Below are 24,691 nucleotides of genomic sequence, written 5' to 3' on the forward strand. Positions count from 1 at the left end.
TTCATTTTAAACTTTTCTTTTCAAAGTGCGGAAGCTTGTTTAATGCATTGTAGTCGATGCTTTGGGGAACACCCCGCTTATCAAAAAAATTCCGTGATTTTGATTTGTATATAGTTTTTCCGAGATAAACCGCGCTTAAGGCATCTTCTTCAGGACAATTTTCCACGCATTTTAAGCAAAGGCTGCATCCGCTGAAAGTGACGTCCGTTTTGCCCCGTGACTTGAATACTTCCTCAATTTCCACAGGACATACATTGTAACAAATCTCACACCGCGTGCATTTTTCATCCGTTTTTCTAAGTTTTAAAAAACTGATTTTCCTATACCATGATATAATCAATCCAAGGGGGCAAAAAGGACACCAGAAACGCCGTTTGATAAAAGCGCCTAAAATAACGGCAGCGGAAAAAGTTAATCCTAGAATTGACATCACCAGATTAGTAATGCTTTTAAAATTAACTGCGATTCGATCGGGATTTCCCACCAATAGCGGAAGTATGTATTTTCCGGGGCATAACTGGCAGAAAGGGATATTTAAATTCAAAGCGACAAAGGGACAAAAAACCGGAAAGGCCACCCAAACCGGAATAAGCAGAGCAATGGAAAGAAATGCCCACTTAATCCATGCAAGCTGTTTTCGAAGCTTTTTTGAAAAACGAATATATCCGATGCCGATCTTTCTTCTTATCAAGTCAAGCACATCCTGAAAAAAGGCAAGCGGGCATATCCAGCCGCACCAGGCCTGTCCTATAATGATTACAAGTAATGAAAAATAAAAAAGACGTTTCAAAAAAATTACTATGCTTTCCCAGGTAAAAATCCCAAGTGTCTGCTGAAGTGTTAGCATAAAGCAGGTTCCTGCCCTTGCCCTGACATAACAGCAGGAAAAGGTCGGAAGAAAAGAACCGAAATAAAGTCCGAAGTAGGCGCCAAACAGCAAGATGAAAAAGGCTGAAATCAATATTGTCCAACGAAGTTTCGAAATAGTCATGGCAAATTCTTCTTTATTTTATACTTTTCAAAAATAATCAGATTTCGATTGTTATGCCACTTATTTCGACGGACAAAACCAAACACAATTAACAGGCAAATACCGCTTCCGATAATGGACCAATAGACAAAACCCAAACTCCTGGAGCGCCATTCGGGTTGATTTCCATAAACCATTACCGGAAGTGTTGTAAGATAATAAGCATTTTGTTTTATGTCATGGTGGGTGGCAATATATAAATAATTTTGCCAGTCCCTTAAAACAAAGCGGTCTTCAGTCGGGATTACTTCAAATTTACCTTTCTCATCGGTAACAAAAGTCTTTTGCCATTGACTGTCTTCCGCAATAACGGTTACTTTAGCGCCCGGAAGCGGCCTGTTCATATATTTCACCATCATTTCGTAAGTATTATGTATTCTTTGCATTCCGCCGCCAAATTTTGATTTGGCGGTATTGATAGCCGGACCGATTTCAAGGGGCATATGTTTTGCGTCATCAAAAAAGACAACCGATGTCCCTCCCATATTCCCGCCGTTTTTATAATGAGACATCAGATATTTGGCACAAAGATGCACCGACTCCTGTTTGCCGTCATTGTCTATATCCCGGTTTCCTAAAGCAATATGGATACCAAGCAAATATCGGCCTATCAAATTATCGTCTTTGGGGATTTTTATGATGTTGGATACATCCGCTATATCCGGAAACAGTTGTATCTTTCCGTTGGGATCACGGATCATTGCTACAGCAGAATCCGGCATACCCTTGTTCTGTGATCCGGAAGTACTGATATTATTTCCCAAGCTTAGTACATTTAGTTTAAAAAGATTTGGGTCTTGATTTGCTGTTCCGTATTGTTTTCTTAGCTTCCTGATTTCCAGCCAATTCATATGTTCCATATCCGAAGGATAGATATACCTGTCCTGATCTATAAGTTGCCAGTAGTAAACCGGCAATGTTTCATCCGCATAAGCGTTTAAAAAGATGAAGATGAAGATATTTATCAAAAGCAGAATGAATAAAATATTTTTCATGGCTTAATATTGATCTTGCAAATATTATTTTTATTTTGCTGATGCTTTTTTTTCAGCTATCATTTCGGTGCCTGGAGTATCAGTCCACTCCTCTATCTCTCCTTCCATCTCCAGATAAGCATTACGCAGATCTTCTTCCATCTGCTTGTCTGCATCCCACATTCCGCGGTTGATGGCTTCCAAGAGTTTGTCGAGAATATTTTGCAAAGCAAAGGGATTGACTTTATTCATCCACTCCTGCATCTTTGGGTCGAGGGCGTATGCATCGGCAATCTTTTCATACATCCAGTCATCGACAACTTCGGCGGTGGCATCCCAACCTAAGACAACATCCATCATATGGGAAATATCGCCTGCTCCTTTGTATCCGTGGCGCTTCATACCATCCAGCCATTTGGGGTTAACCAGCCTGGATCGAAGTACATGTTTTGCTTCTTCAAAAGTGGTGCGCATTTTGACGCGCTTGGGATCGGCGCTGTCTCCCATTACGGCAAACGGCAACTCGCCTCGTACGGTCTTAACCGCAACTATCATACCGCCATAGTAATTGTAGTAGTCGGTGCATGACATCATGTCGTATTCCCTGGAATCTTCATTTTTCACGGTCACATCCATGCGCGACAGGTGTTTCCGGTAAACATCGGGTTTCTGCTTGCCATAACTGCCCATGCCGTATGCGTGGGAGGAATAGCGGATATAGTTGTTGCCCAGATCTTCCTGGGTTTCCCAGTTTTTAGATTCTACCAGTTCGGCTACGCCTGCGCCATAAGTGCCGGGAGGACAGCCAAAGACACGGAATGTTGCCTCACGGAAGGCATCTTCTTCGCTCATTCCCATACGGCGGTATTCTTCAAGATCCTTGTAAACATTTCGTCGCAAAAAATTTGATTCCGGCGGTTCTTTAAGAGCCGAAACAATTCGCACAGCCTCGTCTATGCGTTCCACCAGGTTGGGGAAAGAATCACGGAAAAAGCCTGAGATGCGTGGTGTTACATCCAGCCGGGGACGTCCAAGTTCACTTAAGGGAATTACCTCCAATCCGGTCACATTACCGCTGCCTTTGGCCCACACAGGACGCAGGCCCATAAGATAGTATATCTCAGCAATGTCGTCGCCCCGTGTGCGCATGGTGGTTGTACCATAAACAAGTATACCGATATTGTCCGGATACCTGCCTGATTCCTGCATATAGCGTTCGATGAGGGCGTTGCCTAAACGTACTCCCACTTCCCAGGCAGCCGGGCTGGGGATTTTGTTGGGGTCTACGGAATAGAAGTTGCGCCCGGTGGGCAGGATGTCGGCCTGGCCGCGCGTAGGTGCGCCCGATGGGCCGGGAGGCACAAATCCGCCGGTAAAGCCGGTGAAGCAAAAATCAATTTCTTCCGTGCAGCGCCGGATATTCGGTACAAGGGTATCTGCGATATAGGTAAGAACAGCCTCAGCTTCAGGTAAGGGTTGGCCCAGCACTTCTTTGGTTACAGCAGCAACGCTGTCGGGCCGAAATCCTGTGGCGGCCAGGCCATGTGCCAGGGCAAGAGCCTTTTTATGTGCCTGGCTGACAATCTCTGCGCCGCTCAGACCGCAAAATCGTTCCGGCCGCTTGCCTCGATGCTCCAGTACATCATCATAATTATAGCCCATAGAGCGTACCATGGCTTCCCTTAAAGAAGGAGTATCACCGTTTGCCAGGCGGGTTAGCTGGACGACAAATTCTTCCAGGCGTTGCTCTTCGGGAGGAATCCCCATGACATGAAGGCCGTCGTTTATCATGGTGTCGGACAGTTCTTCGATGTAGGCATGCAGCCGCTCCAGAAATCCGTCGAAGTCGCTGAGAGCCTTCTCTTTGTTTATCTCCAGGTCTTTATCAAGATTGGCGGCTTCTACCGCTTCCCAGATCATGGGACGCAAAATCTCAACTTTGGCGGGATCTTCGGCCACGGCCACGGCATAGTCGGTTACCAGTCCCTGTACCTTGCCTAAATCATCATATAGATCGGCATTTGTATAAGCCGGAGTAAGATGGTCGATTATACAGGCATAACTGCGACGTTTGGCCTGGGTGCCTTCCCCCGGGTCATTGATGATATATGGATAAACATTGGGCAATTCCATGATAGCAAGATCCGGATAGCAGGTTTCGGAAAGCCCCAGAGATTTTCCGGGCAGCCACTCAAGGGAGCCGTGTTTGCCGACGTGCATAACCACATCAGCCTTGAATACATCCCTGATCCAGCGATAGTGGGCAAGATAGTGGTGGGGTGGTGAAAGGTACATATCATGATAAATTTTATCTATGTTTTCAAGATAACCACGGGGCGGCTGGATAGTCATAAATACATTGCCGTTTATGATACCTGCAAAGTGCATCTGATCTTCGTAGACAAAAAGTTCGCCCGGAATTTCACCCCAGTCGGCTGTCATCTTTTCGCGTATGGTTTCAGGCAGTGCAGCATGCCATGGTGTAAAGCACTCACGGCCGGCATGGGCCTCGGCTCTGGCGGCCAGTTGGTCCGGGGTAAGCCAGCGCTGATCGCAGGTCATTCGGCTTAGCATATCGTGAGCCAGTTTATCTCCGTCACTGTATGTTTGATCTATACGATAACCGGTTGCCTGCATCCTGTCCAGCAGGCCCTTGACGCTGGCAAAGCTGTCTAAGCCAGCAGCGCAGCCGATACGGTCATTGCGCGGCGGGTAGTGATGAAAAATTATGGCTACACGGCGATCCGCATTAGTTTTGGATTTTAAGCGACCCCAATTGAGAGATAAGCGCACCATCTTGTCAATCCTTTCCGTAATAGGTATATACTTTGCCAACAATGCGCCGGTTAAAGGATCGATAGTTTCCTGTTCCCGGGTGGCAACCGGCACGGTGATCAATACACCGTCGAATTCAGGTTGAGCCGCCGAATAGGAGACATCCATTGTGTGCATGCCCTGTAAGCTTTCCTTCCACTGAGCATAGGGATTGAGAGAAATCATTGCCTGTATGCACGGTACGTTAAGGCACGGAAGCAGCTCTTTGTATTCAGGGGCTGCCAGGGTTAGTGAGAATAGTAATGGATTTATTAATACCTGGATACGGGGAGTATCACCGTCCATAAAAAAATGTTTAACTATGTAATCGGCTCCGCGATTGCCACGATCAGCGTCTTTGTAGCGCTGGTGAAAAACCGGAATTACATTGGCGCCCTGGGATTCGACAGACCGGATAATGGCATCTATATATGCAAGATTATTGTTTAGCCAATAGGTCTGGTAGAACCACAGACCAACAGTAATTTTAGATGGATCTACCTTTTCTGCCAGATAAGTTTCAAGATCGGGGATACCGGCAATATCAGGATGATAGATGCCTTCGTGCGGAAGCTGTATAGCGGGCCTGCACTCAGCATTAGAGCCGAAAAGGTGGTTGTTAAGATAAATCAACAGTTGGTGATAATTTATATGGCCGCCATGGCTCAAATAGCGCCCGATCGTATCCCAGACAGGGGTGCCGAAATCAGGAGAGTGTTTGCGGGCAGCTTCCACCGAATCTTCGTCACCGCCGGTGGGCTGGATATGCAGATATGGCCGTTGATCGTTGGTAACTGCGGTCAATGCCTCGGTCAAAGCATCAAAGGCAGGGAAAGAAGGCTTGCCTCCGTGTAGTGTAATGATGATCGCATCGGAATTTAAAGCTTGAGTTACAAAAGCCTTCTGACGTGCTTTGTCGAATAACTGGGTTTGAGTGCGGGCATGAACGGAAATTTCACTGCCGCTGGTATCGGTGTATTGGCGGACTCCTTCGCTGAGCGAAGGCAATTCCATAGCGGTGGCGGAAAAATAACAAAGTTTATAAGGTTTCATTGAGCCTCCATCTGTTTTTCGGGAACATACCGGCCAAAATTATGATTTGGAGTCAGGCGGTCCAGTTCTTCAAATAATTGGCCTATGTTGGAGCAGCGGATAAGGTGCTCTTGTGTTGACGGTTTCAATAGTGAATTGATTTTTTTGCGCCGCATGGTTAAGACCGGTTTGCCGTTCTTAAGAGCGGTTTTTAAGATGCTCAGATTGCATCTGTTTAATTGATTTATCTCAAAACCGCAGTCTATGACTACATCGCAATCATCCATTTGCTCTATAGCTTTTCTGACACATATTCCGTTTATTGACTTCATTGGCGAATGAACAGTGCAATGGGCTCCCAAAGATTTTGCAACATAGAAATCCAGATCATTGGTATGTACAATGCCGGTTGCGATTGAATATCCCCGTTTGGCCAGCATCCTGTATACCATAGCGCCGCTTCCCATACCGGCTACAACGAACGCGCGGCCACAATTTCCGTTTCCGCGCAGTTCAATACTTCCCAGGCGTTGATTGAAGTTTGCGCCGTTGAAATCATAAAGATCGGTAACAGCCCGGCTGGTAAGCACAGATTCGGGAGCCCCCCAGGCATTCAGGCTGCCGCCCTTTAATAAAGCAACTTTGTCTGACACTTTTGCTGCTACATCAATGTCGTGCATTGAAGCAACCACAGTAATTCCTTGTGTCCGGCACAGATCGCGCAGGATAGACATAACCTCAACCCGGTGTTTCAGATCAAGATGAATTGTCGGTTCGTCAAGTAATAATAGAAGTGGTTGCTGGGCAAGCGCTCTGGCTACCAACACTTTCTGGCGTTCTCCATCGCTCAGATCCGCAAATGGTCTGTGTGACAGGTTTTTGGCATGTACGTCAATCAGGGCGTTTTGAACAACTGAATGATCCTTATTGCTGAGCCGTCCCAGGAAATTAGTATGAGGATAGCGGCCAAGAACAACAAATTCAAAAACGGTAAAAAGAGGTGGTGATACCTTGTCCGTCAGAACAATTGCCATGATCCTGGCCAGTTCCATAGCGTTAAGGTCGCTCAGAGGCCGCCCCATTAACTCAATATGACCGCCAAGCGGGTCAAGATGACGTGACAAGGTGCGAAGCAGGGTGGTTTTGCCTGCTCCGTTGGGTCCCAGAAGTGAAATGAATTGTCCTTTTTCAAAATCCATATTCAGCCCGCTTAGAACAATCTTGCCTTTGTAGCCGACGATCAGATCCCGGCAGGCCAGGATATGGTCTTTTTTGTTTTTATTCATAAATACCCCATTTTTTGTGCAATCACATTTTTACCCTCCGTTTAATTAAAAGGCCTATAACAACAGGAGCGCCGAAAAAAGCGGTGATTGCCGATAAAGGCAGCTCAACGGGGGAAAGCAGCATCCTTGCAATCAGATCGCACAGACTGGTAACCAGCGCTCCCATCAGGCAGGCACCGGGTATAAGGATTCTATTATCTGAAGTACCAAAACCGAGACGAGCCATATGAGGTACTGCCAATCCCACGAATGCCACCGGGCCTGCCACGGATGTGACCATGCCCGCCAGAGCGCAGGCGAACAGCAGAATCAGAATGCGGAATCTGCGAATGTTGACTCCCATTGAAGCTGCATATTCTTCACCCAGTAAAAATGCGTTTAAAGGCTTGCTCAGCATATAAATAAGGACCAGGATGAGCCCACCCAAAAAAAGCATTACCGAAATTTCATTCCACTTGAAGCCTGAAAAACTTCCCAGCTGCCAGAGGACAAAGCCCTTGATTTTTTCCTTTTCCGCAAGGGCGGTGAGGATGGCGGTAACTGCACTGCATAAATATCCCATCATCAGCCCTACGATAAGCAGAGTAACCCCGCTTTTTACACGTGATGCAACTGCTACAACGATCAGCATTACTCCATATGCGCCTGCAAAAGCTGCTATCGTGGTCATGAAGGGCGAAAGCACGGTCATGCCGACTGTCAGTGTGGTCAGCATGACAAATGAAACCATCACCGTTGCGCCTGAAGAGATTCCCAAGATAAAGGGTCCCACGATAGGATTACGGAAATATACCTGAAGAAGCAGTCCTGAAACAGCAAGGTATGCGCCTCCCAATACTGCGGCGATAGCCCTGGGAATGCGGATTTTCCAGATAATAGATGATATTGTGTTAACGTCGTGTGAACTTATCAGAGCTTGCAGAATTTCAGATAAAGAAATGGAAACTGATCCGATACCTATATTGAGCATTACCAGACAGGCAGTTATAATCCCCAAAAGGGCAAAAACAACCGCAGGTCTGCGCCAGGTTACAGGGTTAACACAGGAAAGAGCTGATTCGGCTGTTGTCATATAAGGCCTCCGATATCAGGCGGATCAGTGTCAGGCAGTTCGGTAAAATACCGGCGTTTAAAATCGGGATAGAGTTTGGGATGAATAATGGCGGCGATTTCCGTTAGTATTTCATCCAGATGGTCGCCTGATTGAACATAATGGGGTAAAGGTGCATAGACTTTGCCTGACTTTAAAGGCTTGATATCTGAAAACAGTGGATTCATCCGGGCCAGAGCCGCTTTGGAAGTGGCTCCGTATTCCTTTGTGCGGTAGGTAAACAGTATATCGGCTTCTTCGCCGCTATACAGGAAACGTTCTACAGATATCTCGATACAGGAAGTACCGTAAACATCCTCAAACAGATAATCGCTTTGGGTAAGTCCGATCAGTTCACCGACCCAGGCATTTCCGGGTTCAACCAATACCCTTTTTTCGTAAATATCACCCCACATCACCTTGGGCGCAGATCCGGCATTGGCTGTCTTTTCGCGAATCTCAAGCAACGTATTGTTCACTCGGTCGAAAAAGGCGGTTGCCTCTGCTTCACGATTGAAAAAAGGAGCCAGAAACTGCACAAAACGCATCCGGGCATTGAGGCACATGGCAGTCGGTGTTGAGGTGACTGCGCAGGGGATGCCGAGTTCATCAAGCATGGGTATTATGGAAGGGTCCCAGGTCAGCACCAGTTCAGGGCTTTGTTGTTTTATACGTTCGTAATCGATACTGCTCGCATCACCTAAATATGCGATTTTGCCTGAAGCTAATCCCTGCTTTACTTCTTTGATATACCAATTGCCGGCAGGATTTGTAACACCCACCAGAACTTCTTCCAATACACCCAAAGCACGCAATACTGCTACATCAAAAAACCCATAGGCTACAACACGTTTTACAGGAGTTCTGACAATTTTTACAGGATCTACATCTTTTGGTGCCGGTATATTGCGCGGAATCAAGACCAGCATGCGCCCTGCTCCGTCATGCACATCAATACGGTCTTTTGAAATCCGGTTTAGCGTAAATTCGCCGATCTGGACAAAAGATTGTTGTTTATCGGGGTTGGCCTGGCTGCAACCGATAATAATCAATGCAATCAGGATAGGCGACAGGCGCCGTATATTTTTATTATCGTTCATAAAGACTCCTTTGTATATTTTTTAAAAAAAATCCATTCGGCCAGATACATGAAAAGACCTGCTGTAAAAAGAATTATACCGGCTATATACACGCATACACCCGGGTCTTTGCGGATGTTCATATCTATGCGTACCCGGATTGCCATACCGTCTTTTTTCCTGGGAGCAAAATTTTTAAGAAAAATGCCGTAACCTTTAAACCATACCGGTTGGTTGTAACTAAGCACGGCGGTCTTGTTGTAGTCGCCATCGGTTAACAGCAGTTTCGCCCGGGGGCTTATTACATAGTTGTTTAAAAATGCCAGCCGGTCACCATGGTAGTATACAGGTTCAAATGACTCAAAGGTGATTTGGGCGGTCTTGCCCGGCAAAGTAATAGTTGTGCCGGGAACCATAGTTTGGCTGACAATAACTTGAGCCGAAATATAACTGAAAAGGTATCCGACCAGTAGAATGATCATGGCATAGTGCATTATATGGGGAGAGAATTTAAAGAGAAAACGCTGTATACCGAAATGTTCTCGTGACCGTATCAACAAAATAACCCTGTCCGTCGTGCAGGCAAAAGTGTTGATACATAACAGAGTCAATAAGCCAAGCAGGATGAAAAACCATGCTGTGTATAAGAGGTTATGGCGGCCATAAGTTTCTATCCAGGCAGTCAGACCGATGTCGTTTAACGACGCAAAAAGGTTTGTTCTACGATTAATGCTGATATATCCGTAAGTCAGGTCAGCTGTGAGCAACAGGCATAAGACCACTGTCAGGTGAATACTGCCGAGTTTGCGCCATATATATGATAATTGTTTTATCATGTTTAAAACGGCCATCGAAAGGGACCTAAATCCGGTATACTGTTTAATCCTAAAATCAAAAATACACCTGATGCGGCATAACAACCGCGGGCTTGGGGCGTCCAGGTTCCTGTATGATGAAGGTGGAGCAGGCAGATGTAAAAAAACCAGATGGCCATAGTAGTGGTAATGGCTGCATCATCCCAGACTACCGGCGTGCCCCATCCTATATATGACCACAGTTCGCCGGAAAACATTGAAAGGGTCAGGAGTGAAAATCCCCAAACTATCCAACGCATAGAACACTGAAGAAAATACCGGGATTGTAAAACGGGAATAATACGATAGGTCAGGATACCGATAATGCTTTTCCTGGTTTCGTTTTTTCCTTGTTTTCTTTTACTGCCGATAAACCCCGCTATTGCCCAGGCCGATCCGGTAAGAAAACAACTCTTGCCGGTTACACCGAATAGCAGAAACAAGTGGGACAAAACGGTTTTTGATTTGATAAACGGCATATAAAAATCTTTGGGGAAAAATACGGCTGTTAAAGACAAAAACAAAATCAGAAAAAGAATTAAACGAAAAACTGTGTTGTTTTCATAATTTTTTTTATTAAATATCGACAGTATTCCCAGACAAAACGGCAAAGCAACTGGCCCTAAGTACATGGGCAGCATAGGCCACGCTGCAAGATAGCGCAAAGTAAGGGAGGCTGCATTGGCGGCCAGAGCCGCTAGCATAAAAATCAAAACGGTTATAGGCTTTTTCCTGAAAACAAGTGCACTTACAAGGCTTAAACCATAGAAAACAGCGGCGGTTTTGAAAAGGATCTGAGCGGAAATCATGGCATAAAATTTCCCTTAAGCTGGTTCAAAGCTGAAATGGCAGCCTTTTTTTCCCGGTCATATCCGGAAGCTTTGGTAAATGCTTTCCGGCTGGCGGGGAAATCATTTATCTGCCAGGCGGCATAGCCGGCCATAAGCCAGGCGTGACCTGATTTGGGGCCTTTGTCCCGGGCCGCCAACAGGTAAGCTTCTGCGGCTTTGTCGTATTGCTTCAACGCATAAAGCAGCTCACCTTTTAACATCATTAAATCTTTATCTTCCGGGGTCAGTCTGAATTTATTCATTACTTCAAGCGCAGTCTCAGGATTTCCGAGTTGCAGATAGGTCATAGCAAGATGCTGCAAAATTTGTTTATCCGCTTTTTCTTTCAGACAGGTTTCATATACCGGTACGGCCTTTACAGGTATGCCAACCTGAAGACTTAAATCGGCCAGAAGCTTTTTTTCCTCAAACGTTAAAGGAGTTAAAAAGGCGTACATGGTCAAGGCTGCCAAAGCCTCTTCGTATTGCCCGTCATTCAGACGGATGTTGACCAGAGCCTTCCACCATTTCTCCACTGTAGGGGCCTGCCCGGTTAAAGTCAGCGCCAGATCCAGTGCTTCGGCAGACATGTTGAGCTGAACATATTGATAAAGCAAAATTTCCTGCCATTGAATCTGTTTGTCACCAGTGTAGATATGCGCAAGTTCCCGAATGTAAGGCAACGCACGCCGGGCCTGATCATCAGCCAGCAGGGCATGCACCAGGTTTTCTTTCCATTCCGGTTTAACGGCGTCAGTATGTGCGGCAAGCAACAGTTCAAATACTTTAATGGAACGCTGATAGTCTTTTGCCATAAGGTTAGCGGCTGCACTGAAATAAAGATATTCGGGATTTTTTTCTTCGGCGTTTTCATAACCTTTAAGAAAGCAATGTGCGGCACGGGAGTATTGTTGCAGTTCATAACAGGCCTTGGCCATGTTCAGCCATGCGAAAGCATGAGAAGTATTTCTGGTTACGGCCCGGTCATAGGCTTTTATCGCTGATTTATACTGTTCCTGCAATAAGTAACAATTACCCAGAGTAAAGTATATTTCACAATGATGATAGCCTCTGGGATCTTGTTCGCCGCTTTCCGGTAACGGGCCACCACGAGCAAGGAAGGTTTGAAGAGTTTTTTCAGCGTGTTGGTATTCTTTTTTTTCCAACATGGGGTTTATCTTGCTCAACACCATGCGCACGGCCAGGGGGAGTTTTTTAAACTCTGTGTGTTCTCCTGCATGCAATGCCACAGGCAGCAGTAAAACTACTAATATTATACCGATAGCACATTTATGAAAAAATATCTTAGTCACTTTGTTACTCCAACTCGAAACGTATGATTGTTTCAACACTTGCTTTGACGGGCATGCCTTCCAAAGTTCCGGGTTTAAAACGCCAGCTGCTGACGCAGCGCTTTACACTTTGTTCAAAGATACCGGGAGGATCGGCTTCAATAATATTGATATTGTTGACACTTCCTTTTTCATCAACCAAAAACGAGATCCTGACCCAACCTTCGATGCTGCGCCTCCTGGCCCGCAAGGGGTACACAGGAGGAATGCGAACCAAAGTTGTCAGGGGAGCATCCAATTGACCTGTGGAAAAAATATCCGTCTGACCGATTGGCGGAGCACTTTTAAAAGTCGGTAAATCCAAAGTGGCTGGTCCGCCGGGCAGCCGCGGATTGATTGTAAACGGCAGTGTCAGTCTGGTTTCTGTTGGCCGGGATGCTTTGGGTTGTTTATCAGGTTTTGTTTTGGGCGGGTCCGGAGGTTTGACGGTTTTGCGTTTTACTTCGGTTTCCGGCCTTTTAACCCTGATTACGTTAACTTGGGGTACGATGGTTTCTATAGATAAACCGGGTGGCGAAGTGTCCATAAGGTGGGGCATAAGAAGAAACAGGATCAGATTTATTCCTGTTGCAGTGAATCCTGACCAAATCCAGGTTCCCCGCTTTTGCCTGGAGAACTCGTCAAAATATCCGGATTGTTTCGATTGGTTCCCCTTTGTCATGAAATACTTCTCCTAAGATCCTTCAGGTATGCTTGCCGCCAGGGCGACATTTTTAGCTCCTGCCAGGCGGCATCCGTCCATTATCTGAATGGCGATACCGGTGCTGCTGATTTTGTCTGCAACTACCACAACAGCGCCTTCGGGGTTTTCGGCCAGGGCCCGTTCCACATTGGCGCGGACGGCGCGCGGGTCAATTTCCCGATGATCCATAAAAATCCTGTTGCTCTGGTCAATGGCTATTAAAATAGTGGCCTTGTTTTTTACAACTGCAGTTGAGGCTGTAGGCCGGTTGATATCGATGCCGGTTTCTTTTACAAAGCTTGTGGTTACTAAAAAGAAAATCAACAGGATGAATACCATATCGATCAGTGGCGCCATATTCAGTTCGCTAACTGATCTCTTGCCACGTCTTGCAGCAGTTATGTTAAGCATTACAATCTCCTTCTAAGATAATAGCCTGCACGGGCTATGTGCTGTTGCAGATTTTGTGCACGGCGTTCTAAAAACCCTTTCATATACATTCCCGGAATAGCAATAAGCAGACCGGTTTGTGTAGTAATCAGTGCTTCGGAAATGCCTCCCGCCATGCCCTTTGCATTGCCGGTGCCGAAGGCGGATAAAATGTCGAAAGTGCCGATCATGCCAATAACTGTTCCAAGCAGTCCCAAAAGCGGGGCCAAGGCAGCAAGCGCCCCGATGAAGGACAAGTGTTCTACCAATGTTTGGTTTATGGTCAATACGGTTTCATCTAAAATAAAACGGTCAAGAATGCGGTCATTGCTTCGTTGTTGCAAAAATCTTGCTACCAAAAGTGATATTGCTCCGCGGTATATTTTGGGATCAGGCATACGATTTTCATTGATATGTTCCCACGCAGTTTTAAGATTCATGTTTTTGCGGTATAAGCGTCTGAAAAAAAAAGCCCGGTCAACAATAAGCAACCACATTAAAAGACTGACCACGGCCAGTGGAACCATAGTAATGCCGCCTGCTATAAAATAATCCTCAAGGTGCAAATATTCGTTAAACAGAATTTCAATCACGCTGCCCCCGGTTTTTGTGAATGATATTAACCAGGGCCACGGCTTTTTCCTCCATTTCCCCTATTTTTTTGTCTACGGCACGGTTTAAAAGTGTTTGGGACAGCATCAGAGGTATTGCCACCGAAAGGCCGAGCATGGTAGTTACCAGGGCTTCCGATATGCCGCCTGACATAAGCCGTGGATCGCCAGTGCCATAAAGAGTTATTACATGGAATGTTTCGATCATACCGGTGACTGTGCCCAAAAGACCCAGAAGCGGCGCAATTGCAGCAAGCATTCCAAGTGTGGACAGAAACCGTTCCATAGGCGGAATCTCTTTTAAAATTGCTTCCTGCAAGGCATTTTCCATTTCTTCACGCTGCATTTCGCAACAAAGCAGGCCTGCGTTTATCACTCGTGCCACCGGTTTTTTTATGTGCAGCTCACAAGTTTGAGTACATTCCCGCCATTTGTTTTCAGCAAATAAATTTTCGATTTGCCGGATCAGGCTGTTGGCATCAAATTTATTATGCAACAGGAAAAAGATACGTTCAAAGATGATCAACAACCCTAGGGCAAATATTATCAGGATAGGCCAGACTATGGGGCCGCCTTTGGGGATAAGTTCACGGAGACTAAGATCATGAGTCAACTGTCGCAATGCTCCCCCGCGGGAAATATCTATGGTTACCGCTTCGTTTTTACCTTCAATATAGCGGGAAATATTTTTCTGCATTCGGCCTGATGGAAGACGGGAAAGGGCATAGAGTTTTCGGCCGGCAGGGGAGTAATTGCAAAATCCTGTCTCATTACCGACACGGTAAGCAGCAGTAAAAGGGCCCAAAACAAGTATGTCTGCGTTTGCATCCAGCCCGGCCCGGTCAATGATCATGCATTTTTGACGAACCACTGAACCTGAAGATTCAATCTGGTCATACAGTGCTTGTGCCAGGCCTCGTACATCATCCATTCCCGGAAATTGAGATTCACGGTTAATGGATTCAAGAAATGAGTAGCTATTTTTGCTAAGAGCAGTTTGCAGATTCTGTGTGACCATTGCATGAATATCTTTTGCGTTTACCCGGATCACTCCCACCAGCTCTTTGATCATGCTGTCTGTTTGGCTCAGTTTTTGGGTAAGCATATTTTCTGTTTCGTCCAATTGTTGTTGCTGAAAGGTCAAAGCATTAACTTCTTTATCCAGCTTTTGGTTTGTAGAAACAAGCTTAGCAATTGCGTTTTTAAGTTTTTCACGGTTCTCCATTATTTTTATCTTGCTTGAGGCGGCCTCCTTTTCGGAAGCGGTTTTTTCAGCAGTCGTTTTTTGCATTAATTCTTCTTTGGTCTGACGGATTTTTATGGATAGATCCCGCATGTCCTGAGCATGTATAGGAAAGGGGGCCCAGCATATGCTTATGAGTATAAACAGTATCAATTTTATAGGTATCTTCATTGCTTTGCGATCCTTCCTATGGGCAGGGTAAGCAGTTCCACCGGCAGCTGTTTGGCTGCGATATCAATGGCCGTTTTGATAGTGCGGTTGTAGGACCCGGATAAGGTTTGCCAGGTGTTTGTTGACAAGTTATAAAAACCGCAATGTTTTTGATCCAGACTCTGAAAAAACAAACTTAGCCTTCCCAGGCGAAAAATATTAACTAGCATGGTTTGTTTTTCGAAACTAATTGTTTGCTGGTAAGTTTCTATAGTAAAGCCATATTCGGCTTCAATCAAAAGTGCTTCCATTACTTTTCGATATTTCTCGCTGATATCTATACTTGGATCGGCCATAATGGTTTTTAGTTTTTCTACCCGCTGATTGCGTTCGGTTGCTAAAAAAGGCAGACTGTCTGATATCTGTAACTCTATATTATTTATGATTCCATCCAAAAACGGCCGGACTTGAGCAGTGATCTGTTCGATATCGGTAAGCTGTTTTTCCTTGGCAGCCAAACGTGTTTGAGTTGTTTCGATTTGTTGATTCAATTGCTCTTTTCGGGTTTTTAATTGCTCTTGTTGTTTCTGAAGCTCTTCGTACCCGGCTATCAGCTTTTCTTTCTCAAAACGCCAACTTTCTTCTTCTTGTTGGGTGGCTTGCCGGATTTTTATTGATTGTTGTACCGGTTGATCCAAACGCAAAACCGTATTATCTGCTGTTGCGGATGAATTAACCGAAAGAAGAAATATACTTGCTATTAATAGTATTAAAAGATTTTTTCTTATCACACGCAATTCTCCTGCCGGATGGTTGAAGATCAAGGCTCAAGGCGATTAGTATCGTCAGCCCAAAAAAAAATCCCGAACCGATTAAATCGGCCCGGGATTACCCTTTTTTATCCACAGACTTAAAAATACTTAACAACCGGAAACGGCGCAGTCCTCGCGGCCGTAAACCCTATATATGCAGGCAGGTCTTCTGACTTTCGGATCACTCTACTTGCTACGCCTTCCCATCCATATGGACAGTGGCACACTCTTGCAGCTTTCGTCCCCGATCACAGCGGCGGGCCCGTCACCGATTCAAACGGTGTTCCCTATTAAGCTCAATTAAGAGCACCTTTACATGAGCACTTGCTATGATATGTAAAAAGTAATGTCAAGAAAAAAAATGGGGGAATAATTTTTTGTTATGGTGTCTTATATTGGGAGAGTTTTTACGGGAGCGCTTAAAATAATATTTTTCTTGACAAGAATATATTTTAATTCTTATTAGAGTAGAAAATATATATTCAGGTGCTTTTTAGCATATGGCGGCATGTGAAATGCTGCCCTACGTTATGCGATGTAGGGCGGGGTTTTACACACCGCCGGAATAGGGAACCCCGTGAAATTCGGGGACGGGCCCGCCGCTGTAATCCTGCCCTTTTATTAATAAAGGGAACTCTTTTGGCCTTTGTGTGCCACTGTTCTGATTTATCGGAATGGGAAGGTTGTCAAAAGAGCGGGAAAGTCAGAAGACCTGCCTGAATTATTGTGTGGTTTCTACGGACAAGAGAGCACTGCAAGGATTCTGAGGATAAAAAAGGGACATCCCCGGATCGATTAATTTCGGTTCGGGGATTTTTTTTTGTGCATTGACGGATCTGATCACTTCTCTTTTAATAGGAGAGGATGAAATGAAGACGGGTGCTTTTTAACAGTTTTAATACATATTCTTTACGGTTGTTTATGGAGTTTACTAATGAAATGGGATAACACAAAAATATCATTTATCTTTTGCTTTTTACTGTGTCTATGTCTGGCAAATACAATTTATGCGCAACAAGATTCGGATACTGATGATGCTGTGGTTTATAAGTTGGGGACAGTCTATGTTACTACCGAGCGGCTTTCCGAATACGTAAAAAATCATCCTCAAAATGTTGTGCAAATTGACCGTAATGAGATTATAAAACGGAATTTTCTTGAAGTTGGGGAAGTACTTGATTCAATGCCGGGTGTAGATGTAACACAGAGTCAGGGTAGTATGGGAGCAAGGATTTCCATTCGGGGCGGTGGAGGCTCAGGTTCTGTATTGGTATTGATAGATGGCAGGCCTATTAATTCCGCACAATATGGCGGGGTAAATTTGGGAAGTATTCCCCTTGAGATTGTCAAAAGCATTACTGTGTTTAAACCTCCTGTTCCTGTTTGGCTGGGACCTGGAGGAGCTGCTGGGGTTGTAAATATTGTAACCAAAGGTTCTTCCGGCAGGAATTCGGAAAAGAAAGAAAATTATGCCCGCGTTAAAATAAATGGCGGATCTTATGGTACTGCAAATATAAGTGCTGCCTATATGGTGCATCAGGATCAGGGAAAAGTATTATTTACAACAGGCGCCGGTCATAAAGACGGAAAAAGGTCAAATAGCGACAGCGACAGCGGAAATGCCAGCTTTAATTGGCAAACGGAAGGACAATCCGGAATCCGGTATGACTTAAACGGCAAGTATTATCATTCCTACCATGGTTCCCCAGGCCCCACCGACAATCCAACTCCGGATGCCAGACAGCGTTACCAGAAAGGAGCTATGGATTTTCATGTAAATAATATCAGAGATGATACTAGGGAATATAAAGTAAAGACATATCTGGATATAGAAGATCTTAATGACGAGTCTCAGTCCGGGGTGCGGTCAACACTGGATGCACGTAAGGCAGGTATAAGTGGTGAGACTATATGGACACCTGAGAATGGGTTTTGCGCCTTGCGTCTGGGGGGTCTTGTTGAAACAAACAGGGTTGACCATAATCTTTCCGGAGATCATCACAGAGAAAAAGTTTCTCTTCACATTCAGCATGACCAGGAATTTAACAATTTTACAGCCAGCTTAGGTGTAAGAGGGGATCATACCAATGATTTCGGTGAATTTCCTGCATTCACAGCCGGATTGAGTTATGCTTTGGGAGCAAATACTACAGTTAAAACGAATGCCGGATATTCCGTGGAAACCCCTTCCTTTAATCAGTTATACCAGCCCAGTCATGGTTCTATCGACCAGGTAAGAGGAAATCCGGATTTAGATGAAGAAAAGATATACTCCTTTGATCTGGGTATGGAGCATAAAATCAGAAAGGATACGATTTTTAATGCTTCACTCTTTAGAACAAATACCAGTGATCTTATCATTTATCAAAGGGGAAACGATCATATTTATCGTCCTGTCAATATTTCACGTGCCTATAAACAGGGTGTGGAATTAGCGCTAAAGTCTGAATTAACAAAAAATATTTCCACGGATCTGTCTTACATTTATCAGGATACCAAAAATAAGGAAACGGGGGGCGAGCTCTCGCAGGCACCGCATCATAACTTCAAAATTACAGGAAAATTTGTTCTGCCAACAAAAACAAAAATTGAAACAATATTTAAAGCTGTCAGCAGTCAATACAGCAGCCCTGATACACCTCAGGAACAAAAACTTGATAGCTATGCAGTAGTGAATTTGAAAGTAATTCATCCTTTAGCCTTAATGTCATGGCCGTGCGAAGTATTTGTTCATGTCGATAACCTGTTTGATACCGATTATGAACATCATGCCGGATATCCTGATGATGGTTTCAGGTTTCTGGCAGGTATGAATATTAATTTTTAATCCAGGGAATAAGTTAATGTGAGGTTTATGATAACAATATTTTACATATAATTATTGAACATAAGTTTGAAATTCAGGTGCTCATATCGAGCGAATAGGGAACCCCGTTAAAATCGGGGACGGGCCCGCCGCTGTAATCCTGACCTTTTCTTTAGAAAGGGAACTCTTTTGACCTTTGTGTGCCACTGTTCAGACGTATCGGAATGGGAAGGCCGTCAAAAGAGCGGGAGAGTCAGAAGACCTGCCTGAATGTTTATGTGTCTTCCGAGGAAAAGAAGATACATCAAAGATCATGAGGACAAAAAAGGGATTCCCCGGATCGATTTAATCGGTACGGGGATTTTTTTTTGGGGTTGATGGTACCTTTGACCAGTATTGCTAAAAAAGAAGAAAAAAGGATTTATTAATGATCAGTATTCGGGTTTACAATGCAAGAGTGTGGCTTATTGCAGCTTGCTGCTTTTTTGTCATGTTTTCAAAAGCGAATGCACAAAATATTTCTATTCTGGAAGTAGATATCAATAGCTATCAGGTTAATCAGGCCGTAAAGAAATTGAATCTTCCAAAATCTATTCAAACACGGTTTTTTACTTTTGAAGATTTGAAGGCGGATAAAACGGCGAAAAACTTTATCACCGGATCATCAATTGTTTTTGTAAATGTAATGATGCCTGAATTGGCAAATTATATGGCTGATGAGAAATTAATAGCCGGTCGGGCAGTTTATGCACTTAACAGGGCGGGTGATCCGGAAGCACTGGCTAAAAAAGGATATCTGTTTGATTCAAAGATTATTGACTACTATCATAATAAAAGCATTGCCAATATGGTTAATATGGTACGTATGGCAGTACACCGTCATATTGATCCAAAGATTAAATTTGAAGAAGTAAAAATGGTGCCGGAACTATGTATCCATCACCCGGATGCGCCGTATAAATTTTCTGAAACTGTTGCCTATAAAAGTTGGTATAAATACCGTTCGGGTTATAAGCTTGATAATCCCTGGGTTGGTATCATGTTCTACGGTACTACTTTAAAAGAAGGTCAGGTTGAAGCAGCCGATGATTTGATCAAAAAGCTTGAAGCCTCAGGATTTAATGTACTTGCCTGTTTCGGCCCTGTTCAAATGGTCCTTAATCAATATTTAAAACCTGTTGACGGGAAAGCTCCGGTTGATTTACTTCTGGCTTTTACAATGAAGTTTTCTTCCTGTATCAATGATGAAATCCGTGCAGCTCTTGTAAATTTGAATGTGCCGGTTTTTAATGTAATCCGCCCTTACGGCGAAACCATAGAAGAGTGGCGAAAAAGCGAGGTGGGTTTAGGCCCCATGGAAACTGTCTGGGCTGTATCCACACCTGAGTTTTCCTCAGCAATCGAGCCAACGGTGTTGGTAGGAAAGAAGGAAATTATTGATCCTGAAACCGGCAGGAGTCTGTATGTATATGAAACTATAGATGAAACTATTCAACTTCTTATCCCGCGCCTTAAAAAATGGGCGGCACTTCAGCGAATGCACAATCCCGAAAAGAAAATAGCCATAATTTATTACAATCACAGCCAGGGTAAACAAAATATTGCTGCCGCCTATCTGAATGTTTTTAGAAGCCTTCAGGTTATTATGAACCGGATGCAAGAGGAAGGTTACAACATCAAACATACGGATAAGCTAACGGAAGATGGGCTTAAAGAAGTTATTTTAAAAAGTGGGCGAAATATTGGTTCCTGGGCTCCCGGAGAGCTTGATGCAATGCTTGCGGCCGGTGATGCAGAGCAGGTTTCATTGACGGAATATAAAAAATGGTTTGACAGGCTGCCTGAAGAATTCAAAAAACCGGTGTTAGCCCAATGGGGTCCGCCTGAAAAAAGTACTATCATGACCAAAAACGGTAATATGGTTTTTCCCATGGTGAAATTCGGCAATATAGTATTATTGCCTGAACCGGCCCGCGGATGGACGGATGATCCCATGAAACTGTATCATGATACTACTCTTTATCCTCACCATCAGTATATTGCGGCATATCTCTGGCTTTCGGAAAAATTTAAAGCCGATGCCATGGTACATCTGGGGACACATGCAACTTATGAATGGCTTCCGGGAAAACAAGCCGGTCTTGCGCCATCAGATCCACCGGAGATTATGACCGGAAGTATTCCCAATATATATCCTTATATTGTGGATGATATAGGAGAAGGCATTGAAGCCAAGCGCCGGGGCAGGGGAGTAATTCTTGATCATCTGACTCCTCCAATGAAAGAAGCCGATCTTTACCATGAATACAGTCAATTGCAAGATCTGTATCAAAAATATGAAATTGCCAAAACAGGCGGCAGCGAAACTGCACCCGAATACATGAAGAAAATGAAGAAACTGGTGGAAGAAACCGGGATTGCGACTGATCTTGCAATAACCGATATGAATGAAGATGCGATGAAGAAAATTAATCTATATCTTCATGAGATTGACAACAATTCACTTCCTTACGGTTTACATACATATGGTAAAGCCTATGACCCTGATGCGGCATCGGAAACAGTTGAGCTGATAATGAAGCAGAATCCGAAAGCCGATATAAATCAGGTGCAACGGGATTTGGATGCTTCTCCTGTCAGGGAGATGGATAATTTTATCCGCGCCTTACGCGGAGAATATGTGCCTGCCGGAGAAGGCAATGATCCATTACGAAACCTTGCAGCTATTACCACCGGTAAAAACTTTTATGGATTTTCCCCGGCAAAGGTACCATCCAAAGCGGCCTGGGAAATCGGTAAACGGGCTGCCGTGCAAATGATAGAAGAGAAGTTGAAAAAGGATGGCAAATATCCGCAAAAAGTAGGTGTGGTGCTTTGGGCAACCGAGACCACCCGTAACGAAGGTGTTAATGAAAGCACGATACTGTATCTTATGGGTGTGGAGCCGGTCTGGGATGCTACAGAACGTGTAACAGACAGCTGTGTAATTCCGGGAAGACAACTTGGTCGTCCCCGTATCGATGTGCTTATAAATCCTTCCGGTTTGTATCGTGATATGTTTCCAAATAAACTCATATTTCTGGATGAAGCAGTACAAAAAGCAATGGCCCAGACCGATATAGAAAATTTTCTTGCGAAAAACAAGGCAGTTATTAAAAACGCGCTTATTGCTTCAGGTATGAATGAAAAAGAGGCTGAAGAGCAGTCACGTTTTCGGATATTTACTGAAAAGCCCGGTTCTTATGGAAACGGGGTGGAAGAGATGGTGGGCGCTTCGGGACTGTGGGAATCAGATAAAGCTATCAGCGACATCTATATGAACCGTACCCAGTTTGCTGTGGGCCGGGGGAAATGGGCTGTGCCCGTAAAAGAAGCATTTGCGGAAAACCTTCGCGGTGTGGATATAGCTGTTCATTCGCGTTCCAGCAACGTGATAGGCATCATCGATACCGATGATTTTTTCATGTATCTGGGAGGCATGTCACTTGCTGTGAAGAATGTGAAAGGCGAAGCGCCTGATACTATGGTTACAATGCATCGTAAAAAAGATGAATTGATGGTTGAAGATGTGGCCAAAACAATCGGCAGGGAGCTTAGAACACGCTATTTAAATCCCCAGTGGATTGAAGGGATGAAAAAGGACAATTATGCCGGGGCCCGCCAGATGGCTGATTTTGCGGAAAACCTTTGGGGTTGGCAGGTTACGGTACGTGATGCTGTGGATGCTGCCAAGTGGAAGCAGGTATATGATGTTTATGTGGAAGATAAGTATGGCATGGAGCTGAAAGAGTTTTTTGATAAGCAAAATCCATGGGCATATCAATCAATGACTGCCCGCATGCTGGAAGCGGTTCGCAAGGACTACTGGCAGGCTGATGAAAAAATCACCCGCAAGCTGGCCGCCGAATATGCGATCAATGTAGTCGAAAAAGGTGTGGCCTGCTGCGACCATACCTGCAACAATCCCATGCTTAATCAGATGGTAGTAAATATTATTTCTTTGCCTGGTGTATTGTCGCCGGAGATAGTGGAAAAATTCAAGCTGGCAATAGAGAAAATGGCTGCCAAATCTTTAGATAAGCAGACCGAGGATAGAAAAGAACTGTTGGCCGAACTTAGTGCCGGGCCGGGAACGAATGAGAAAAACACCGGACAGGAAGAAAAGAAAAAGCCTGTGGATGAGAGTAGTAGTAAAATCCAGAAAGATGCAAAAAAAGTTGAGGGCTATAAGATGCAGGATATGGATACTAAAGATGAAACTACGGATTTGAGTTCATCGGGCATCCAATGGGCGGCATCACTGTTTGTCCTGTTATTGATTGGATTGTTTGTTTGGGGATCGCGGCGCAGACGATAGTTACATGCAATGTTCATATTTTTAATTGATTAAAACAATTTAAAAAAAGGAGAAAAAATGAGAAGATTAAAATTGTACAGTTTGATGACGGCTTTTATATTTTTTGTGCTTTCAGGTTATGCTTATGCTGCAAGCGGTCATGCTCGCACTGATTCGAAGAAGGTAGGGATTCTTTTGGTTGCTTTTGGATCAAGCGAAGCATCAGCCCAGGTTTCATTTCAAAACATCGATAAAAAGGTTAAGGCCACCTATCCCGATATCCCGGTTTACTGGGCATATACGTCTCATATCATCCGGGATAAACTTGCTAAGCAAGGGAAATTGCTGGATTCACCCGAAGTTGCCTTAGCGAAGATGATAGACGAAAAATTTACTCATGTGGCTGTTCAATCCCTGCACACCATCGGCGGGGCAGAATATCACGATTTAAGAAGAACTGTGGAAGCATTCAAATTGATGGGAAGATTCCAAAGAATTGTGCTGGGATATCCTCTTTTGGCAAGCCAGAATGATATGCAAAGGACGGTTAATGCCATAATAAAATACATACCCAAAAACAGGAAAAAAGACGAAGCCGTTGTTTTAATGGGACACGGCACCCACCATCCATCTAATGCCTTCTATGCAGCATTGATGTTCCAGTTACAGCTTAGAGATCCTAATATATTCGTCGGCACAGTGGAAGGTTATCCAGAAATCGGTCTGATAAAAGAATTGCTGCTTCAAAAAAAGATAAAAATAGCATATTTGATACCCTTTATGTCGGTAGCCGGAGATCATGCCAAGAACGACATGGCAGGAGATGAAGCAGATTCTTGGAAATCTATTTTAACAATAAACGGTATTACATGTGTTCCGGTTCTTAAAGGTACTGCGGAATATGATGATTTCGTAGATATCTGGGTTGACCATATTGGTAAACCACTTAGTCATTTTTAATTGATGCAAGTAATAGCAATTATAATAATCTATTCAAAATAAAGAATAAATTATTTGAAAATGGTTTATAAGTAAATTGAAAATTATCTTGACATAGCTCTTTATAAACTCGTATTAAAGAAAACAATAGTATTCAGGTGCTCATAATGAGCAAATAGGGAACCCCGTGAAATTCGGGGGCGGGCCCGCCGCTGTAATCGGGGACTAAAGCTGCTAAATGCCACTGTCACGCATAATTATGATGGGAAGGCGCAGCTGGAAGAATGATCCGAGAGTCAGAAGACCTGCCTGAATATTTGTGTGTCTTCCGAGGACAAGAGG

At 44.3% G+C, this 24,691-nt stretch carries 17 protein-coding genes and 4 riboswitches; of the genes, 3 read left to right on the top strand and 14 right to left on the bottom strand.

Translation table 11 applies throughout. The annotated features are described in order from the left end of the window. Window position 1: 1 nt before the first annotated feature. From KKC46_19685 to KKC46_19750, 14 genes are read right to left on the bottom strand one after another with little or no spacing between them, the layout of a single operon-like run. Complete coding sequence (locus KKC46_19685) at window positions 2–991, bottom strand: 4Fe-4S binding protein (protein ID MBU1056024.1); 990 nt, start codon at window positions 989–991, stop codon at window positions 2–4. Then, window positions 988–2,025: a DUF4198 domain-containing protein gene (locus KKC46_19690; GenBank protein MBU1056025.1), complete on the bottom strand. Its 1,038-nt coding sequence runs from the start codon at window positions 2,023–2,025 to the stop codon at window positions 988–990. The genes KKC46_19685 and KKC46_19690 overlap by 4 nt, the downstream gene beginning before the upstream one ends. 30 nt (window positions 2,026–2,055) lie before the next feature. Continuing rightward, window positions 2,056–5,871: a cobaltochelatase subunit CobN gene (gene cobN, locus KKC46_19695; protein MBU1056026.1), complete on the bottom strand. Its 3,816-nt coding sequence runs from the start codon at window positions 5,869–5,871 to the stop codon at window positions 2,056–2,058. Beyond that, window positions 5,868–7,136: an ABC transporter ATP-binding protein gene (locus tag KKC46_19700; protein ID MBU1056027.1), complete on the bottom strand. Its 1,269-nt coding sequence runs from the start codon at window positions 7,134–7,136 to the stop codon at window positions 5,868–5,870. Before KKC46_19700 ends, cobN begins: the two co-directional genes overlap by 4 nt. 22 nt (window positions 7,137–7,158) lie before the next feature. Then, a complete protein-coding gene (locus tag KKC46_19705; protein MBU1056028.1) occupies window positions 7,159–8,208 on the bottom strand; it encodes an iron ABC transporter permease in 1,050 nt (349 codons plus the stop codon). Next, window positions 8,205–9,326 carry an ABC transporter substrate-binding protein gene (locus tag KKC46_19710; protein MBU1056029.1) on the bottom strand — a complete coding sequence of 374 codons (1,122 nt, stop codon included), beginning with the start codon at window positions 9,324–9,326 and terminating at the stop codon, window positions 8,205–8,207. Before KKC46_19710 ends, KKC46_19705 begins: the two co-directional genes overlap by 4 nt. Further along, a complete protein-coding gene (locus KKC46_19715; GenBank protein MBU1056030.1) occupies window positions 9,323–10,141 on the bottom strand; it encodes a hypothetical protein in 819 nt (272 codons plus the stop codon). The genes KKC46_19710 and KKC46_19715 overlap by 4 nt, the downstream gene beginning before the upstream one ends. 2 nt (window positions 10,142–10,143) lie before the next feature. Then, on the bottom strand, window positions 10,144–10,968 hold the full coding sequence (locus KKC46_19720) for a cytochrome c biogenesis protein (protein MBU1056031.1): 825 nt from the start codon (window positions 10,966–10,968) through the stop codon (window positions 10,144–10,146). Then, window positions 10,965–12,302 carry a tetratricopeptide repeat protein gene (locus KKC46_19725; GenBank protein ID MBU1056032.1) on the bottom strand — a complete coding sequence of 446 codons (1,338 nt, stop codon included), beginning with the start codon at window positions 12,300–12,302 and terminating at the stop codon, window positions 10,965–10,967. The genes KKC46_19720 and KKC46_19725 overlap by 4 nt, the downstream gene beginning before the upstream one ends. A 4-nt stretch (window positions 12,303–12,306) precedes the next feature. Next, a complete protein-coding gene (locus KKC46_19730; GenBank protein ID MBU1056033.1) occupies window positions 12,307–13,002 on the bottom strand; it encodes an energy transducer TonB in 696 nt (231 codons plus the stop codon). Window positions 13,003–13,014: 12 nt separating this feature from the next. Further along, complete coding sequence (locus tag KKC46_19735) at window positions 13,015–13,434, bottom strand: biopolymer transporter ExbD (GenBank protein ID MBU1056034.1); 420 nt, start codon at window positions 13,432–13,434, stop codon at window positions 13,015–13,017. Next, window positions 13,434–13,979: a MotA/TolQ/ExbB proton channel family protein gene (locus KKC46_19740; GenBank protein ID MBU1056035.1), complete on the bottom strand. Its 546-nt coding sequence runs from the start codon at window positions 13,977–13,979 to the stop codon at window positions 13,434–13,436. The genes KKC46_19735 and KKC46_19740 overlap by 1 nt, the downstream gene beginning before the upstream one ends. A 58-nt stretch (window positions 13,980–14,037) precedes the next feature. Further along, a complete protein-coding gene (locus KKC46_19745; protein ID MBU1056036.1) occupies window positions 14,038–15,477 on the bottom strand; it encodes a MotA/TolQ/ExbB proton channel family protein in 1,440 nt (479 codons plus the stop codon). Beyond that, window positions 15,474–16,247 carry a DUF3450 domain-containing protein gene (locus KKC46_19750; protein MBU1056037.1) on the bottom strand — a complete coding sequence of 258 codons (774 nt, stop codon included), beginning with the start codon at window positions 16,245–16,247 and terminating at the stop codon, window positions 15,474–15,476. The genes KKC46_19745 and KKC46_19750 overlap by 4 nt, the downstream gene beginning before the upstream one ends. A 162-nt stretch (window positions 16,248–16,409) precedes the next feature. Next, window positions 16,410–16,597, bottom strand: a riboswitch (cobalamin riboswitch). Window positions 16,598–16,791: 194 nt separating this feature from the next. After that, a riboswitch (cobalamin riboswitch) is annotated at window positions 16,792–17,003 on the top strand. Between the two features lie 199 nt (window positions 17,004–17,202). On the opposite strand from KKC46_19750, the gene KKC46_19755 reads away from it, so the two are divergent. The 3 genes from KKC46_19755 to KKC46_19765 all read left to right on the top strand — a co-directional run bounded on the left by KKC46_19755 (window position 17,203) and on the right by KKC46_19765 (window position 24,370). Continuing rightward, complete coding sequence (locus KKC46_19755; GenBank protein ID MBU1056038.1) at window positions 17,203–19,095, top strand: TonB-dependent receptor; 1,893 nt, start codon at window positions 17,203–17,205, stop codon at window positions 19,093–19,095. A gap of 58 nt (window positions 19,096–19,153) precedes the next feature. Next, window positions 19,154–19,359: riboswitch (cobalamin riboswitch) on the top strand. Between the two features lie 205 nt (window positions 19,360–19,564). Further along, window positions 19,565–23,431 carry a cobaltochelatase subunit CobN gene (locus KKC46_19760; GenBank protein ID MBU1056039.1) on the top strand — a complete coding sequence of 1,289 codons (3,867 nt, stop codon included), beginning with the start codon at window positions 19,565–19,567 and terminating at the stop codon, window positions 23,429–23,431. Between the two features lie 57 nt (window positions 23,432–23,488). After that, complete coding sequence (locus KKC46_19765; GenBank protein MBU1056040.1) at window positions 23,489–24,370, top strand: sirohydrochlorin cobaltochelatase; 882 nt, start codon at window positions 23,489–23,491, stop codon at window positions 24,368–24,370. 118 nt (window positions 24,371–24,488) lie between these two features. Continuing rightward, a riboswitch (cobalamin riboswitch) is annotated at window positions 24,489–24,677 on the top strand. Window positions 24,678–24,691 lie beyond the last annotated feature (14 nt).

This window comes from Pseudomonadota bacterium, assembly GCA_018817425.1.
Taxonomy (GTDB): domain Bacteria; phylum Desulfobacterota; class Desulfobacteria; order Desulfobacterales; family RPRI01; genus RPRI01.